We start from the raw sequence: 16,249 nt of genomic DNA, 5'->3' as shown, positions 1-16,249 counted from the left end.
TGTGGTTTGGCGATCACGCCAGGTGATGGACCGGCTGCAATCCGTAGACCGGTGTCTCGATACCTTCGAGACGTGCCTTCAGCTGCAGCGCCAGATAGTGCGAGTAGTGGCGTGACTGGTGCAGGTTGCCGCCGTGGAACCACAGCGCCGGCTGCTGGGTCGGCTTCCACATGTTGCGCAGCTCGCCCTCCCAGGGGCCGGGGTCCTTGGGGGTGTCCGAGCCCATTCCCCAGCACTTGCCGACCTTGTCGGCGACCTCCTGCGAGATGATCTTGGCCGCCCAGCCGTTCATCGAGCCGTAGCCGGTGGCGTAGACGATCAGATCGGCGGGCAGCTCGCGGCCGTCGCTCAGGCTCACCGAGTGGCGGTTGATCCGGGCCACGTCGACCCCGCTGCAGAGCTTGATCTCGCCGCTGGCGACCAGTTCGCTGGCGCCGACGTCGATGTAGTAGCCGGAACCGCGGCGCAGGTACTTGAGAAACAGGCCCGAATCGTCGGCGCCGAAGTCGAGCAGAAAGCCCGCGCGTTCGAGACGCCGGTAGAAGTCGGCGTCCTGCTCGCGGATGGCGTCGAAGGCGGGGCGCTGGAAGTCGGGCAGCAGGCGGTAGGGGATCGAGGCGAAGATCAGGTCCGCCTTGTCGGTGGTGATGCCATTGGCCCGCGCCTCCTCGGAGTAGAGCGGGCCGAGGGCGTGCTGCATCAGCGAGTCGGATTTGACGATATGGGTCGAGGAGCGCTGCACCATGGTGACGTCGGCGTCGTTCTCCCACAGCGCGGCGCAGATGTCGTGGGCCGAGTTGTTGGCACCCACCACGACGACCTTTTTGCCGCGGTAGGCATCCGGCCCCGGGTGCTGGCTGGAGTGGTGCTGCTCGCCGGCGAAGTCCTCGGCCCCGGGAAAGTGCGGCACGTTGGGGACGCCGGACATGCCGGTGGCGAGCACCAACTGCTTGGGCCTGAGCGTCAACGGCTCACCGTCGCGCACTACCTTCACTGTCCATTCACCGCTGGCTTCGTCGAAGCTGGCGCTCTCGCACTCGGTACTGGACCAGTAGTTGAGCTCCATTACCCGGGTGTACATACATCTCCAGCCAGTCGCCGATCTTGTCCTTGGGCGCGAACACCGGCCAGTTGTCCGGGAAGGGCAGATAGGGCAGGTGGTCGTACCACACCGGGTCGTGCAGGCACAGCGACTTGTAGCGCTTGCGCCAGGCATCTCCGGGGCGTTCGTGCTTGTCGATCACCAGGGTCGGCACGTTCATCTGGCGCAGACGCGCGGCGAGGCCGATGCCACCCTGGCCGCCACCGATGATCAGACAGTAGGGCTGGCGGGTGATGCCCAGCTCGGCGGCTTCGCGCTCACGCGCCTCGCGCCAGGTCTCGCGCGTCTTGTTGGCGCCGTGCTCGGCACCCTTGGGGCGGTTGCGGCCGCGCGGCTCGGGGTAGTCCTGGAGCGCCTGCATCGTGGTCAGCAGGGTCCAGCACTGGCCCTCCTTGAGGCGCAGCAGCCCCTTGCCAGTGGCGACCCCGGTGGCAAAGGTGAACCAGGCTTCGATCACACCGTCGCTCTCGCTGGCTTCGCCGTCGAGCTGCCACTGGCTGGGGGCGGTACGCGCCAGGGCGGCCTCGAGCATCGCGGCGATCTCGGCGCGGCCCTCCAGGGTCTTCAGATTCCAGGTGAAGGCGACCAGGTCGCGCCAGTAGCCGTCGGCACGAAACAGCGCGGTGGCGCGCGGAATATCCCCGGCGCGCAGGGCGGCGTCGAAATCCGCCAGCCACTGTGCGGCCTGCTGGGTCGGGGTAGATGCGGGCATGGTCTGCTCCTGTTATTGCTATGGGATGTGGCGCACAGGGCGCTCGGCTCAACGCTTTGCAGCGCGCGTGCCAGACCGTGCTAGTGCTTTGGTCTTATGATTCAAGTGGCTGATAAAAAGGCATTTTGCGGGAAGGGCGGTCAGGTCGAGGGCGCGGCACGAGCGCGCCGATGGTGCGGGTGTAACGCCGGGGCGTCATAGCTGTAACGTCGCCTGTGACAGCTGTCACGTCGGGCAGTGCCGCTGCGACCAACGGACAAGGGCGTCAGCCAGCCGCGAGAGCGTAGTCTGGAGACCGGACTGGCCGTCGCGCGCCGGCTTGGCGCACAGGCGCGGGCTGGCAGCAGGCCATCGGCAGGAGGCGTCGGTATGGAACTCGGCTTGACCAAGGCGGGCAGGTTCGAACAAGCGCAGCGTCAGCACATTGCGGCGGTGGCGCGTCTGGGTGAGGGGCGCGAGGCGTTGGCAGGGCGCGAGATCATCCAGCGCTCCTGGCGGCGCTGCGTCGATGATTACCGGCTCGACCCCAGCCGCCCGCAGCCGGTACGCGTGCTGACCCAGGAGGCGCTGGTCGACTCGCGCGAGCCGGTCGATGAGCTCCTGTATGTGGCCCGGGCCGGGGTCGACCAGCTCTTCGCCCAGGTCGCGCCGATGGGCTATGTCCTGCTGCTGACCGACCGGCACGGAGTCACCGTCGACTTCCGCGGTCATCCAGCGCAGGATGCCGCGCTGCGTCGCGCCGGGCTCTATCTCGGCGCCGACTGGGACGAGCGCCATGCCGGCACCTGCGCCGTAGGCACCTGCATTCATGAGTCGCGCGCCCTGACCTGCCATCAGCGTGAGCACTTCGACGCTACTCACATCGCGCTCACCTGTACCGCGGCGCCGATTCATGACCCCCAGGGGCGGCCTATCGCGGTGCTCGATATCTCGGCGCTGCAGTCACCGCGTGGCCTGGAGAGCCAGAGCTTTGCGCTGCCGCTGGTCACGCTCTATGCGCGGATGATCGAGGACGCCTACTTCCTGCATCGCTACCGCGATACCACCATCCTGCGCTTCGATACCACCCGTGCCTTCGTCCATTTCAATGGCCGCGGGCTGCTCGCCTTCGACCCACAGGGGCGGGTGCTCGCCGCCAACGGCGAGGGCCGGGCGCTGATCGACGCCCACGCCCGGCGCACGCCGCCGGCACCGATCTGGGTGACCCAGCTGTTCGAGGCCGAACTCGATGATCTGCTGGCGCTACCGCGCTGCGAGCCGGACCAGCTGCGCGCCCTGCGCCTGCGTGCCAGCGGCGATATCCGCTTCGCTGCGCTGGTCGAGCCGCGTGGTGGGCGTGCGCGGCAGCGTGACGCGGCGACGACCGGCACCATGAGAGACATGGCAAGTGGCATCGCGACGGACATTGCGAGGGACATTGCGACGGACATGGCGACGGACATGGCGAGTGACGTCGCCACCGCGTCCCACGATCGGGTGGCGCCCATCTCGACGCCGGCGCTGGATCGCCTGGCGGGGGACGACCCGGCGATGCAGCGGCTGCTGGGCCTGGCCCGGCGGCTCTGCCGGCAGCCGCTCAATGTGCTGATCCGAGGCGAGACCGGCACCGGCAAGGAGCTGCTGGCGCGCGCGCTGCACGCCAGCGGCGACCGTGCCGGAGGCCCCTTTGTCGCGGTCAACTGCGCGGCGATACCCGAGTCGCTGATCGAGAGCGAGCTGTTCGGCTATCTGCCCGGGGCCTTTACCGGCGGCAACCCCAAGGGCATGCGCGGTCTGATCCCGCAGGCCGACGGCGGCACGCTGTTCCTCGACGAGATCGGCGACATGCCGCTGGCGCTGCAGAGCCGTCTATTAAGGGTGCTGGCGGAGCAGGAGGTGATGCCGCTGGGTGCCGAGCGGCCGGTCAAGGTGGCGCTGCGGGTGGTCACCGCTACCCATCGCGACCTCGCCGCGCTGATCGCCGAGGGCCGCTTCCGCGAGGATCTCTACTACCGCCTCAACGGCGCCGAGCTGGTGTTGCCACCGCTGCGCGAGCGCGCCGACCGTCGCTATCTGATCCAGCGTCTACTCGCCGCGCTGGGCGCCGAGCAGGGCGTCTCGGCACCTCTGCGTGGCGACGCCATGAACGCGCTGCTCGACGCCCCCTGGCCGGGCAATGTGCGCCAGCTCAAGAGTGCCTTGGCATTCGCCCTCGCCACCCGCGAGGGGGAAGCGATCACCGTGCACGACCTGCCCGAGGGCTGCCGCGCCGATCGGGGCGCAGCGCCACACTTCTCCCCGACATCGGCGACACCCACGACGCCCCCGTTGAGGCATGACAGCGACGACGCGCCGACCGAGGCCGAGTCACTGGCGCGTGCTCTGGCCCAGGCGGGCTGGAACGTCAGTCAGGTGGCGCGCCAGTTGGGCGTGTCGCGGCCGACGCTCTACCGGCGCATGCGCCGCCATGGGCTCGTCCCGCCCAACCGGCGCGAGGCGCTCGGCGACTGAGGCGCAAGCCTTTCGGCGACTCACTGACGCTTCGATGTCATCGTTCGTCGCGCTCGCCGCCGCGTCACCATTTTGCCCTGGAATATTGCCCAAAGCTCGGGATACGATTCAGCGCGGTGCGATATGCCGCGCTCGCTTGGGTGCTTCTCATACGCGGCTGATGACGATTCTGGTGGTGTCTCCGAGCCGACGCCGCCACTCAAAAAGAATACGAAAACAAGGGAACATTGATGCAATTTTCTCTGATTTATCCGGGGGAGCGGCGACGCTTCGCTGTGCTCATGGTGATTGCCGTCACGCTTTGGGCGTTGCTCTTTGTCGCGTCGCTGGGCTTGGTATTGGTCTATCTGTTGTTCATCTGGGTGGGTGCTCTGTTCGTGCAGTCTGCGTTCATCTCCACGATCCGTGGCAATGGGGTTCGCATTAGCGCGCAGCAGTTTCCGGCGCTGGCGGCGGATGTCGAAGACTGCTGCCGGATCGTGGGCATAGAGCGGCCGCCGGAGGCCTATCTGCTGCATGCCGATGGGCTGTTCAATGCGCTCGCTACCCGCTTCCTGCGTCGCCACTATGTGGTGCTTTACTCCTCGGTGGTCGATGCGCTGGAAGATCGTCCGGAAGCGCTGCGCTTCTACATCGGTCACGAGCTGGGGCATATCCGGCGCGGGCATCTGAGTAAAGGGCTCGTGGTCGCGATCGCGGCCTGGTTGCCGCTGCTGGGCGCTGCTTACCGCCGCGCGTGCGAGTACACCTGCGACCGGCACGGGCTGGCCTGTTGCCCGGACCCGGACGCGGCCTTCGCCGCCATGTCGGCGCTGGCGGCTGGCGGTTCGCGCCACGCCAACCTCGATCTCGAGGTGTTCGCCGCCCAGCGCCACGACGTCAAGGGGTTCTGGGCCTCGCTGAACGAGCTGATCGGCGACTACCCCTGGACCGCCAAACGGGCCCACGCGATTCTCCAGCTCGCCCGGGGTGAGACGCCTTCGCAGCCACGCCGCCATCCGCTGGCCTGGTGTTTCGCGGCATTCTGCCCGCGGGTTCCCGGGCTCGGTGGCGCCGGTGCGCTGGTGTTCGTGGTGATCATCGCCGTCGCGGCGGTGTTCGGCGTGCAGGCGTTTCAGCAGTATCAGGCCAAGGCGCAGTTGACGCGCTTCATCGAACAGACCGACCCGGATCGGGAAGCGCTCACCGCTTTTGCGCTGCGCGAAATGGAGTGGCCCTCGACGCTGGATCAGTTGGGGATCGTCAGCCGCCACAGCGATACCGCCGTACCGGCCACGCTCGAACTCGGCAGCGAGGGTGAGCTCGAATACACCTTCGCCGGCGGTCGGCTGGCGGGCCAGAGCCTGACCTTGAACCCTTACCCGCGCTTCGACGCACAGGACGAACTCGACGGCATGACCTGGGTCTGCATGAGTGACACCCTGGTGCCGGACCCCGTACCCGAGCACTGCCTCGGGGAGACGTCGCCTTAGATCCCCTCTCCTTTTAGACCACCTCTCCCGAGCGCCGGCCAATGACCGCGTATTCTCCGGCGCTCAGCGCTCTATAGCTCGCTGGTAGCGCTCGCGCGCTGCGTTCACTTCAGGCTGATGCTGTTCGGCCCAGGCGACCAGGGCGGCGACCGGCGTCAGCAGCGAGCGGCCGAGATCGGTCAGGGTGTATTCGACCCGAGGAGGTACCTCCGGGTACACCGTTCGCGTCACCAGGCCATCCTGCTCGAGCTGCTTGAGCGTGCGCGACAGCATCTGCTTGGAGATATCGCCGATCTCCCGCAGTAGCGCATTGAAGCGGCGGGTGCCGGGGGCCAGGCACTCTAGCACCAGTAGGCTCCACTGATCGCCGATCCGGTCGAGCACGTCGCGGATCGGGCAGGGCTGGGCGAACGTCTGCGTCTCGGAGACGTCGGGTGAAGGCGTATCTGACGGGAGCGCTCGGTCGCTCGTGGGGTGTCTCCTCGTGATCGGGATGGCGACCGGAATCTCGATAATGGCAGCCATGGCGGTGGTCATAGGTCAGTCGGGTGTGACCGGGTCAGGCCGGCGTGACTTCTTGTGAGAGGGGTAAAACTCGCATAGATTCTGCTTCACGGTCCAGTTTGTAGACCCATGTCCTCTACTCGACTCATCGAAGGAAGAACCCATGGCCAAGATTGCTCTGATCGGTGCCTCCGGTAATGCCGGATCGCGCATCCTCGCCGAACTCGCCGCCCGCGGCCATCAGGTGACGGCGATCGCCCGCCACCCCGAGAAGATCGCCCAGCATGAGGGTGTCTCGCCGGTCGCCGGCGATGCCAACGATCGCCAGGCGCTAGCGGCGCTGCTCGCTGGGCACGACGCAGTGATCAGTGCGGTGCATTTTGTCGCCAGCGACGTCGAGACGCTGCTCGGCGCGGTTCGCGATGCCGGCGTCAAGCGCTATCTGGTGGTCGGCGGTGCCGGCAGCCTGGAGGTGGCGCCCGGTCAGCGGCTGATCGATCAGCCGGACTTCCCCGAAGCCTACCGCGCCGAGGCGGCCCGAGGTGGTGAATTCCTCGAGCGGCTGCAGGCGGTGACGGATCTCGACTGGACCTTCCTCTCGCCGTCCGCCGAATTCGTGCCCGGCGAGCGTACCGGCCGCTTCCGGCTGGGGCAGGATACGCTGCTGACCTACGCGGAGGGCTCACGCATTTCGTTCGAGGACTATGCCATCGCCCTGGTGGACGAGCTGGAAACCCCGCGCCATATACGTCAGCGCTTCACCGTCGGCTACTGAAAAGCGCGATCGAGGATGGCCGTGGGCGTGGCGCTTCGATCACCGCCCCTCGATCGCAGGCCATTAACCAGCTACCTTTCTTCACACAGGCGCTTCGCGCGCTATCGACCAAGAGTGGAGAAGTTGCATGAGTGACACTGGCTATACGCCCCCCAAGGTCTGGGAACCCAAAGAGAGCGGCGGCAAGTTCGCCAGCATCAACCGTCCGGTGGCCGGGCCCACCCACGAGAAAGCGCTGCCGGTGGGCAAGCACCCGTTCCAGCTCTACTCGCTGGCCACCCCCAACGGGGTCAAGGCCGGGGTGATGTTCGAGGAGCTGCTGGCACTGGGCAAGGACGCCGAGTACGACGCCTGGCTGATCAATATCGGTGAGGGCGATCAGTTCGGCAGCGGCTTCGTCGAGGTCAACCCCAACTCCAAGATCCCGGCGCTGATGGACTACAGCGGTGACAAGCCGCTGCGGGTCTTCGAGTCCGGTTCGATCCTGCTGCACCTGGCGGAGAAGTTCGGCGCCTTCCTGCCGCAGGACACCGCCACGCGGGTGGAAACTCTCAACTGGCTGTTCTGGCAGATGGGCAGCGCGCCCTATCTGGGTGGCGGTTTCGGCCACTTCTACGCCTACGCGCCGGAGAAGCTGGAGTATCCGATCGACCGCTTCACCATGGAGACCAAGCGCCAGCTCGACGTGCTCGACCGGCGTCTGGCCGAATCGCGCTATCTTGCCGGTGACGAGTACACCATCGCCGATATCGCCAACTGGTCCTGGTATGGTCAGCTCGCCCTGGGACGGCTCTACGATGCGGCGGAGTTCCTGCAGGTCGAGAGCTACACCCACGTGCAGCGCTGGGCCAAGGAGATCGACGCACGCCCGGCGGTGCAGCGCGGGCGGATGGTCAACCGTACCTTCGGCGAACCGTCCAGCCAGCTCCACGAGCGTCACGACGCCAGCGATTTCGATACCCGCACCCAGGACAAGCTCGGCGGTTGAACCCACCGCGTGTTCGCTGACGACCCGGCCTCCTGGCCGGGTTTTGCGTATCCGGGGCTGCGATCCCGAAGCCGGTCAGGGTTGACTGCCTAGATTGGCGATCGGCGTTGGCGGCCGGGTGGAATATACGTCGATAATGTATCCATACGGTCAGCGGCTCGGCTGTTGCGTGCCGCTGCGGTCCGCCTCTCGCGGGACGCTCGTCATCCCACCATCAAGGCTTGCTCATGACGTCACTCTTTCGCGCTTATCTCGATGCTTCTCTGATTCTGCGTGTCACCATCGCCCTGGTGCTGGGCCTCGCTGCCGGCCTGCTGGGCGGCGAAACCCTGGCCGCCTGGGTGGCGCCGCTGGGCGATCTGCTGCTGCGCTTGCTCAAGTTCCTGATCGTGCCGATCGTGCTGTTCACGCTGATCGTGGGGATCAATCAGGCCGAGCTGGGGCGGCTCGGGCGCATGGGTGGCAAGGTGTTCGTCTACTACGTGGTGACCTCGGCGCTGGCGATCGTGGTCGGGCTGGCCGTTGCCTCGCTGCTCTCGCCGGGCAGTGGCATGACCCTCGATGACAGCGCCAGCGTCGCGGTCCCGGAGAACCCCGGTATCGTCAGCGTGCTGCTGTCGATCGTGCCCAGCAATATCGTCGCCGCGCTGGCGGAGCCCAATCTGCTGGGGATCATCTTCACCGCCTTCGTGTTCGGGATCGCGCTGCTCAAGCTGCGTCAGCGCGGGGCGGCTTTCAAAGATGCGGCCCTCGAGGACGCGGCCCAGGCCGACGGCGATGGTCGTTCAGATGAAAAGCCCCGGGCCGATGAACAGGCTCGGTCCGATGAAAAGAACCAGGGCGAGCTGGCGGAGAAGCTCTATGGCGTGATCGAAGGGCTCAACGCGATGACCATGAAGGTGATGGCCGGGGTGCTGCAGTTCGTGCCGATCGGGGTCTTCGCCATCGTCACCGGCACCGTGGCCAAGCAGGGGCTGGGCACGATTCTCTCCCTCGGCAGCATGGTGCTGGTGCTCTACCTGGCGCTGGCCGTGCATCTGCTGCTCTACTGCGTTCTGATGAAGAGCTTCGGGGTGCCTCTCGGGGCCTTCTTCCGCGAGGCGCGCACGCCGATGGCGACCGCCTTCGCCACCCAGAGCAGCAGCGGCACGCTGCCGCTGACGCTCGACGCGGCGCAGCGTCTGGGGCTGCCGCGCAGTCTCTACGCCTTCAGCCTGCCGCTGGGGGCGACCGTCAACATGGACGGCGCCGCGATCCGTATCGCGATCTCGGCGGTGTTTGCCGCCAACGTGGCGGGTATCCCGCTCGATCTCACCGACATGCTCGAGATCGTGCTGATCGGCACGCTGACCTCGATCGGTACCGCCGGGGTGCCGGGGGCGGGTATCGTGATGATCGCCACGGTGTTCGCCCAGGTCGGCCTGCCGATCGAGACGGTGGCGCTGCTGACCTCGATCGATGCGCTGGTGGGCATGGGCTGCACCGCGCTAAACGTCACCGGTGACCTGACCGGCAGTGCGATCATTGCGCGTAGCGAAGCGCGCTCGAGCGACGCGGCGGTGGCTCAGGAGTCGGCGGCCTGACGTCGGATAGGCCCACGCCGTCCCCCGGTTGTGAAAGGACAAGATAAGGCATGACACAGGTGACACACTCGGAGCTGCTGATCATCGGTGGCGGCAGTATGGGGCTGGCGGCGGCCGATCATCTCGCCGCCAGCGGGGTGGAGTCGGTACAGGTGCTGGATGCCCACGACCCGCCCCACGATCAAGGCGCCCATCATGGCGAGACGCGGCTGATCCGGCTCGCCTATGGCGAAGGCGGTGGCTACGTGGCGCTGGCCCAGCGCGCCTGGGCGGGCTGGCAGCGGCTCGAGCGCGAGACCGGCGAGTCGCTGCTGTTGCCGACCGGGGTGCTCAACCTCGGCCCGGCGACCGCGCCCTTCATGCGTCAGGTCGCGGCCAGCGCGCGCGACCATGCGCTGCCGCTGGAGCAGCTCGATGGCCCCGGGGTGGCGCAGCGGTGGCCCGGCTGGCGCGGCGGGCGTGGGGCGCTGAGCGAGACCCATGTCGGCGCCTTCGAGGCGCGTGCCGGGGTGCTGCGGGTCGAGCGTATCCTCGCCTGCTGGCGCCAGCGTCTCGCGCGTCAAACCGGCGTGGCCCTGGCCACCGGCGCACGGGTGGTCGCGCTCGAGGCGCTACCGGCGGGCGGTTACCTGGCCCGCTGCGCCGATGGCCGCTGTTTCGGCGCCCAGCGCGTGCTGGCGGCCTGCGGCCAGCATCTGGCCGGTCTATTGCAACCGCTGGGGGTGACGCTGCCGCTGACCCGGGTGCGCAAGACTTTCGCCTGGTACAGCGCGGATGCGCGCTATCAGCGCGAGCGTTTTCCGGGCTTCAGCCTCACCGACGACGAACTGGGCATCTATTACGGTTTTCCCGATATCGACGGTGCCGGGTTCAAGATCGGCCGCCATGACGCGGGCCAGCCGCTGGCGCCGGGAGAGCCGCTGCTGGCGTTCGGCGAGCATCCGGATGACGTCCCCGAGCTTGCGCAGGTGATCGCGCGCTATCTGCCCGGCGTCGGGGCGCTGCGCCACGGCGCCGTATGCCAGTACATTCGGACTCCCGACGAGCACTTCCTGATCGACGAGCCGCTACCGGGGCTGGTGGTCGCTGGCGGTTTCTCCGGCCACGGCTTCAAGTTCGCGAGCGTGATGGGCGAAGTGCTCGGCGAGTGGCTATCACGCGGCACGCGGGCGCCCGAACTTGCCGCCTTCGGGCTGGCACGCTTTTCCATCCCCAGTGAGGAGAACGCATGAGTGATAGTGATATAGACCAGGCGCGCTTCCTGGCGCGCGCGGTGGCCTTGGCCGAGGCTGCGCTGGAGGCCGGCGACGAGCCCTTCGGCAGTGTGCTGGTGAGTGACGCCGGCGAGATATTGGCCGAGGATCGCAATCGCATCTCCGGCGGCGATGCCACCCGCCATCCGGAGTTCGCTCTGGCGCGCTGGGCGGCGGAGAATCTCTCCCTCGAAGCGCGCGCCGCGGCTACCGTCTACACCTCCGGCGAGCACTGCCCGATGTGCGCTGCGGCGCACGGCTGGGTGGGGCTGGGGCGGATCGTCTACGCCAGTTCGGCAGCGCAGCTGATGACGTGGCTCGGCGAGCTGGGCCAGGCGGTGCCACCGGTGGCGCCGCTGCCGATCACCGCGGTGGTCCCCGGGCTCCAAGTCGAGGGGCCCGTGGCCGGGTTCGACCAGCAGGTACGTGCGCTGCATCGGCGTCGTCACGGCCACTGACGGCCATGCTTTTCCTCGGGCCGGCGATCTGCCGGCCCGATACGACTGAAGTCATTCCCTCCTGCGGCCGATGAGCCTTAATGGCCTATCGGTTCTTCAGCCTGGCGATCTGTGGGCTCGCTCCCGGCCTTTTCGTGAGTCGTCCAGATCTCGATGAAGGCGACCTGATGGCGATATCGCGTGGAGCTTTGTCAGCGATACGCCGCCACTCTGTCAGCAATACGCCAGCACTCTGTCAGCGATACGCCAGAACTCTGTCAGCAATATGCCAGCACTGTTTCGATCGTTGTGCTGCCAACTCTCCCGCTGATGCTTGCGACGAAGTCGCGGATTTGTGGTGTCTACGTTAAATCTCTCTAAGCTGACGAACGCGTCACGCCGCACCTTCACCTGCAACCAGGACTGACCGGCGCTGGATGAGCGCATGCCGTATCGGGGGACGCTGTGACAGAACAAACCTTCGTCGCGGTGAGAACGCTCTCGCATCGCAGTCACGGTGCATCAGTGGGCGCCGGGCAGCGCGCCTATGAGCCGTATCTTCGTTTAATCGACACTTTAATGACTGGTTAAACAGAGATGCAACTGAATTTTAATTAATGGTTCAAGTTATCTCACATGGATGAAAAGACCTTGTTTGCCGAGCGCTTGAAAGCGGCACTGATCTCGGCTGGGTACGAGCCACGCCCCTCGGTACTGGAGCGGGAGTTCAATCTGCGCTACTGGGGCTCGCCGATGACGTTCCAGGGCGTCAGGCGGTGGCTACGCGGTGAGTCGATCCCTGCCCAGGACAAGCTTCAGGTGCTGGCAGGGTGGCTAGGGTTGGAGCCGCACTATCTGCGCTACGGCGCCCGAGCCTGCGATGGCTCGCAGCCGCCCCAGGCGACCTGGGCGATCGCAGTCGGCGGCGAGGAGGACGAGGTGCTGCGGGTCTACCGCGGTTTGCCTGACGAGCAGCGTCAGCTCCTGCGTCAGGTCATTCTCACCTTTGCCCGCGCCAGCGGCCTGGAACCGGACCTTTCAGAGCTGTCGTCCTGAGCGCGTCGATCGTCGCTTGATCACGCCCGGCGTATCGCCCGGTAGCTGGTCTCGCTGGTCTCGCTGGTCTCGCTGGTCTCGGCAGCGCCGGTCTCGCCGGTGCTGGCATCAGCAGCGCTGGCATCAAAAATGCCGGCATCGACAGTCGGCATTGGACAGTCCGGCGCGTGGGGTTCTATACCTTCAAGCTGTCCCCGTTTGGTATCGCCCTGATATCGCCACGACTGTTTCCTGGTCCTGACCCAGAGTCCGTGGTCGAGTCGAGGGCCCACGGCGGAGATGTGAGGCGACGCGATCATCGCGTCGCCGCGTCGAACAGGGAGAGATCAACGTGACCAGCGACAACCGCAAGCCGACGACGACGGATGCCGGCATCCCCGTCTCGAGCGAAGAGAATGCGCTCTCGGTGGGCCCGGATGGCCCCATCGTCATGCATGATCATTATCTGATGGAGCAGATGGCGGCGTTCAACCGTGAGATGATCCCGGACCGTCAGCCCCACGCCAAGGGCGGCGGCGCCTTCGGTCACTTCGAGGTGACCCAGGATGTCAGCCGCTACACCAAGGCCAAGTTTCTGCAGCCGGGCAAGAAGACAGACATGGTGGCGCGTTTTTCCACCGTGGCGGGGGAGAGCGGTAGCCCGGATACCTGGCGCGACCCGCGCGGCTTCGCGCTGAAGTTCTATACCGAGGAAGGCAACTTCGACATGGTGGGTAACAATACCCCCGTGTTCTTCGTACGCGATCCGATGAAGTTCCAGCACTTTATTCACTCGCAGAAACGCCGTGCCGACAACGGCCTGCGCGACCACGACATGCAGTGGGATTTCTGGACCCTGGCGCCAGAATCGGCCCACCAGGTGACCTGGCTGATGGGTGACCGCGGCGTTCCCGCCACCTGGCGCCACATGAACGGCTACTCCAGCCATACCTACATGTGGGTCAACGCCGAAGGCGAGCGCTTCTGGGTCAAGTATCACTTCAAGACCGACCAGGGCATCAAGTGCATGACCCAGGAGCAGGCGGATCAGATGGCCGGCAGCGATGCCGACTACCACCGTCGCGATCTGTTCGAGGCGATCAAGCGCGGCGACTACCCGACCTGGACCCTGCACGTGCAGGTGATGCCGTTCGAGGAGGCCAAGGATTACCACATCAACCCGTTCGACCTGACCAAGGTCTGGCCACACAGCGACTATCCGCTGATCGAAGTCGGCAAGATGACGCTCGACCAGAATCCGACCGATTTCCACAGCGAGATCGAACAGGCTGCCTTCGAGCCCAACAACATGGTCCCGGGTACCGGGCTATCGCCGGACAAGATGCTGCTGGCGCGTTCGATCTCCTACGCCGATGCTCATCGCGCCCGGCTGGGGGTCAACTACAAGCACATTCCGGTCAATACGCCGCGCTGCCCGGTGCACAGCTATAGCAAGGGCGGCGCCATGCGCATGCACAACGCCAGCGACCCGGTCTACGCGCCAAACAGCAAGGGCGGTGCCAAGGCCGATCCGCAGCGTTACCCGGAAGATGCGGTATGGTCCGCCGACGGGGAGTTCGTGCGCACGGCCTATACGTTGCGCCCGGCCGATGACGACTGGAGTCAGGCCAACGACCTGGTCAACAAGGTGATGGACGACGCCGCGCGTGATCGTCTCGTCGACAATATCGTCGGCCATGTCTCCAACGGGGTCGAAGAGCCGGTACTGTCGCGGGTGTTCGAGTACTGGAAGAATGTCGATGCCAAGATCGGCGAGCGCGTGGAGGCGGGCGTGAAGGCCAATCGCGGGCGTTGACCCCGGCCGCTGGGCGCGGCTTGCGCGGCGCCGGCGTGAACCCCGCGTGGCAAACACAGCGGCCCCGTCCTGATGGACGGGGCCGCTGTCTATGGTGCTCTTGTCTCTAGCGCCGTTGTCTGTGATGTGGTTGTCATCGTGTCCAGTGTGCTGGCGTCTCACCGAGACGCCAGCGCAGCGTCAGAAGCTGCTCCACTCCTCGACTTCCGCCGACGCTTGGTGCGATGACTGTCGCGAGACCTGGCGCGTGGCCGGTTTCGCCTGAGGTTGTGGAGCGCTCAGTGCGGCAGTGGCGCTGCCGATGGCGCGCTGGGCAGCCTTCCGAGAGCCATCGTCATAGCCGCGGAAGAAACTGATCTCCTGCGCCAGCATTTCGGCCTGATTCTGCAGGGTGCCGGTGACAGTAGTCGACTCTTCGACCAGGGTAGCGTTCTGCTGGGTCACGCTGTCCATCTCGCCCACCGCCAGGTTGATCTGCTGGATGCCGGTGGACTGCTCGCGGCTGGCGACGGCGATTTCGGACACCAGGTCGGTGACCTTCTCGACGTTGGTGACGATCTGCGCCAGGGTCTCACCGGAGCGATTGACCAGCTCCGAGCCGCGCGCCACGCGCTGGGCGCTCTCGGAGACCAGCTGCTTGATCTCGCCGGCGGCGTCGGCGCTGCGGCTGGCGAGCTGACGCACTTCCTGGGCGACCACGGCGAAGCCGCGGCCCTGTTCGCCGGCACGCGCGGCCTCGACCGAGGCGTTGAGGGCGAGCAGGTTGGTCTGGAAGGCGATCTCGTCGATCATACCGATGATATTGGAGATCTTCTTGCTGGAGGCGTCGATCTCGCGCATGGCGCCGATCGCCTCGTCGACCACCTCACCCCCTTGCTTGGCCTGGGTGCTGACTTCGCTGGCTAGGGTATCGGCCTGACCGGCGTTGTCGGCGTTCTGGCTGACGGTGTTGGTGATCTGCTCCAGGGCCGAGGCGGTTTCCTGCAGGCTGGCGGCCTGCTCCTGGGTACGCTGGCTCAGGTTCTCGTTGCTCGCGGCCAGTTCACCGGAGATCGACTCCACGTTACGGGCGTTCTGCGCCACCTCGCGGATGACCCCGGTGAGCTTGTCACGCATGGCGGCCATGGCGTCCAGCATACGGCCGAACTCGTCGCGGTAGCGGGCGTCGAGCCGCACGCCCAGGTTGCCCTCGGCCAGCGCGGTGGAGAAATCGGTGGCTTCCTTCAGCGGGCGCAGGATGCCGCGGGCCAGCCACCAGCCGATGGCGATGGCGATCAACAAGGCCACGAGAATGGCGGCGATGATGATCATGCGGCCGGTCTGGTAGTTATCCAAGCTCTGCTGATAGCGTGCCAGGGTCTCTTTGCGGGAAGCGTCATAGAGTGCGGCGATCGGTGCGTAGAGATTGGCGTAGCTCTGACTTATCTCGCTTTCCGAGGGATTCCCGCCACCCATTAAATTTTGCTGATGCTTCAGCGCCTGGATGAAATTTTCCGCCTGCTGGCGCTGCTCATCGTTGGAGATCAGCTTGGGGTAATAACGGTTCCAGGCGGCCATACCGCGCTCGCGGTTAGCCTCTACATCACGATGCTGCTCGGCCGAGAGTTCCTGGCGACGAGACACTGCGAATATCGTGCGGTTGTCGCTGATCGTTGCTCTAAGCGTGGATAGCTCGATCATCGACTGCACGTTTCTCTCGACGATCGAGCGCATCGACTCCTGCGTCTGGCTGTTGCTGATAACGCCTTGGACGCCGATCGCGATCAACAGCGCGATCAATACGCCCAGTGCCACGACGAGCCTGGCCTTTACGCTTTTTCCTATGACTGACATGCATGATCACTCGCTGGGGTATTGCCGTCCATGGGCCTCACCAACATGGCCGATGGGACGGTCCGCCTACAACTATCGGCGGATAGCGAGATAGATTGAATTAGGCTATTAGCGTTCGGTTTCTCGTGAAACCAAAGAGAGTCCTGGCGTCACGGCTGGCGTTCTGTGTGCGTGCTCGATGCGCTGACAGTCAGGGCATATCGTCGGGGCCCGATCCTCCGGCAAGGTGGCTGTCGGAGGATCGGTTTT

General features: G+C 65.9%; 12 protein-coding genes and 1 pseudogene. 9 read left to right on the top strand and 4 right to left on the bottom strand.

Features of this window, described 5'->3' with window-relative positions; genetic code table 11:
- Positions 1 to 13: 13 nt before the first annotated feature.
- A pseudogene (locus QO259_RS13595) lies at positions 14 to 1,814 on the bottom strand (NAD(P)/FAD-dependent oxidoreductase).
- Positions 1,815 to 2,183: 369 nt separating this feature from the next.
- On the opposite strand from QO259_RS13595, the gene QO259_RS13590 reads away from it, so the two are divergent.
- Together QO259_RS13590 and QO259_RS13585 are read left to right on the top strand one after the other, a co-directional pair.
- Positions 2,184 to 4,304 carry a sigma-54-dependent Fis family transcriptional regulator gene (locus tag QO259_RS13590; protein ID WP_285950359.1) on the top strand — a complete coding sequence of 707 codons (2,121 nt, stop codon included), beginning with the start codon at positions 2,184 to 2,186 and terminating at the stop codon, positions 4,302 to 4,304.
- Positions 4,305 to 4,534: 230 nt separating this feature from the next.
- Entirely contained in the window at positions 4,535 to 5,776 is a 1,242-nt protein-coding gene (locus QO259_RS13585) for a M48 family metallopeptidase (protein WP_285950358.1), read from the top strand.
- Between the two features lie 63 nt (positions 5,777 to 5,839).
- Here the strand turns inward: QO259_RS13585 and QO259_RS13580 are convergent, their stop codons facing one another.
- Entirely contained in the window at positions 5,840 to 6,301 is a 462-nt protein-coding gene (locus QO259_RS13580; RefSeq protein WP_285950357.1) for a winged helix-turn-helix transcriptional regulator, read from the bottom strand.
- A 142-nt stretch (positions 6,302 to 6,443) separates the two neighbouring features.
- On the opposite strand from QO259_RS13580, the gene QO259_RS13575 reads away from it, so the two are divergent.
- The 6 genes from QO259_RS13575 to QO259_RS13550 all read left to right on the top strand — a co-directional run bounded on the left by QO259_RS13575 (position 6,444) and on the right by QO259_RS13550 (position 12,372).
- On the top strand, positions 6,444 to 7,055 hold the full coding sequence (locus QO259_RS13575) for an NAD(P)-dependent oxidoreductase (RefSeq protein WP_207032593.1): 612 nt from the start codon (positions 6,444 to 6,446) through the stop codon (positions 7,053 to 7,055).
- Between the two features lie 127 nt (positions 7,056 to 7,182).
- On the top strand, positions 7,183 to 8,043 hold the full coding sequence (gene yghU / locus QO259_RS13570; RefSeq protein WP_285950356.1) for a glutathione-dependent disulfide-bond oxidoreductase: 861 nt from the start codon (positions 7,183 to 7,185) through the stop codon (positions 8,041 to 8,043).
- A 227-nt stretch (positions 8,044 to 8,270) separates the two neighbouring features.
- Positions 8,271 to 9,626: a dicarboxylate/amino acid:cation symporter gene (locus QO259_RS13565; protein ID WP_285950355.1), complete on the top strand. Its 1,356-nt coding sequence runs from the start codon at positions 8,271 to 8,273 to the stop codon at positions 9,624 to 9,626.
- A 50-nt stretch (positions 9,627 to 9,676) separates the two neighbouring features.
- Positions 9,677 to 10,858, top strand: coding sequence for an N-methyl-L-tryptophan oxidase (gene solA, locus QO259_RS13560; protein WP_285950354.1), 1,182 nt, complete (start codon positions 9,677 to 9,679; stop codon positions 10,856 to 10,858).
- Positions 10,855 to 11,337 carry a nucleoside deaminase gene (locus tag QO259_RS13555; RefSeq protein WP_285950353.1) on the top strand — a complete coding sequence of 161 codons (483 nt, stop codon included), beginning with the start codon at positions 10,855 to 10,857 and terminating at the stop codon, positions 11,335 to 11,337. Before solA ends, QO259_RS13555 begins: the two co-directional genes overlap by 4 nt.
- A 615-nt stretch (positions 11,338 to 11,952) precedes the next feature.
- On the top strand, positions 11,953 to 12,372 hold the full coding sequence (locus QO259_RS13550; RefSeq protein ID WP_207032576.1) for a transcriptional regulator: 420 nt from the start codon (positions 11,953 to 11,955) through the stop codon (positions 12,370 to 12,372).
- A 20-nt stretch (positions 12,373 to 12,392) separates the two neighbouring features.
- Here QO259_RS13550 and QO259_RS13545 read toward each other — a convergent pair whose 3' ends face one another.
- Positions 12,393 to 12,524, bottom strand: coding sequence for a hypothetical protein (locus tag QO259_RS13545; RefSeq protein WP_285950352.1), 132 nt, complete (start codon positions 12,522 to 12,524; stop codon positions 12,393 to 12,395).
- 179 nt (positions 12,525 to 12,703) lie between these two features.
- On the opposite strand from QO259_RS13545, the gene QO259_RS13540 reads away from it, so the two are divergent.
- The gene (locus QO259_RS13540) at positions 12,704 to 14,167 is read left to right on the top strand and encodes a catalase (protein ID WP_207032572.1); all 1,464 of its coding nucleotides are present in this window, start codon (positions 12,704 to 12,706) and stop codon (positions 14,165 to 14,167) included.
- A 180-nt stretch (positions 14,168 to 14,347) separates the two neighbouring features.
- Here the strand turns inward: QO259_RS13540 and QO259_RS13535 are convergent, their stop codons facing one another.
- On the bottom strand, positions 14,348 to 16,000 hold the full coding sequence (locus QO259_RS13535; RefSeq protein ID WP_285950351.1) for a methyl-accepting chemotaxis protein: 1,653 nt from the start codon (positions 15,998 to 16,000) through the stop codon (positions 14,348 to 14,350).
- Between the last annotated feature and the right edge of the window lie 249 nt (positions 16,001 to 16,249).

The organism is Salinicola sp. JS01 (assembly GCF_030284585.1).
Lineage (GTDB): Bacteria > Pseudomonadota > Gammaproteobacteria > Pseudomonadales > Halomonadaceae > Salinicola.
This window is presented reverse-complemented; position numbering and strand designations above follow the sequence as displayed.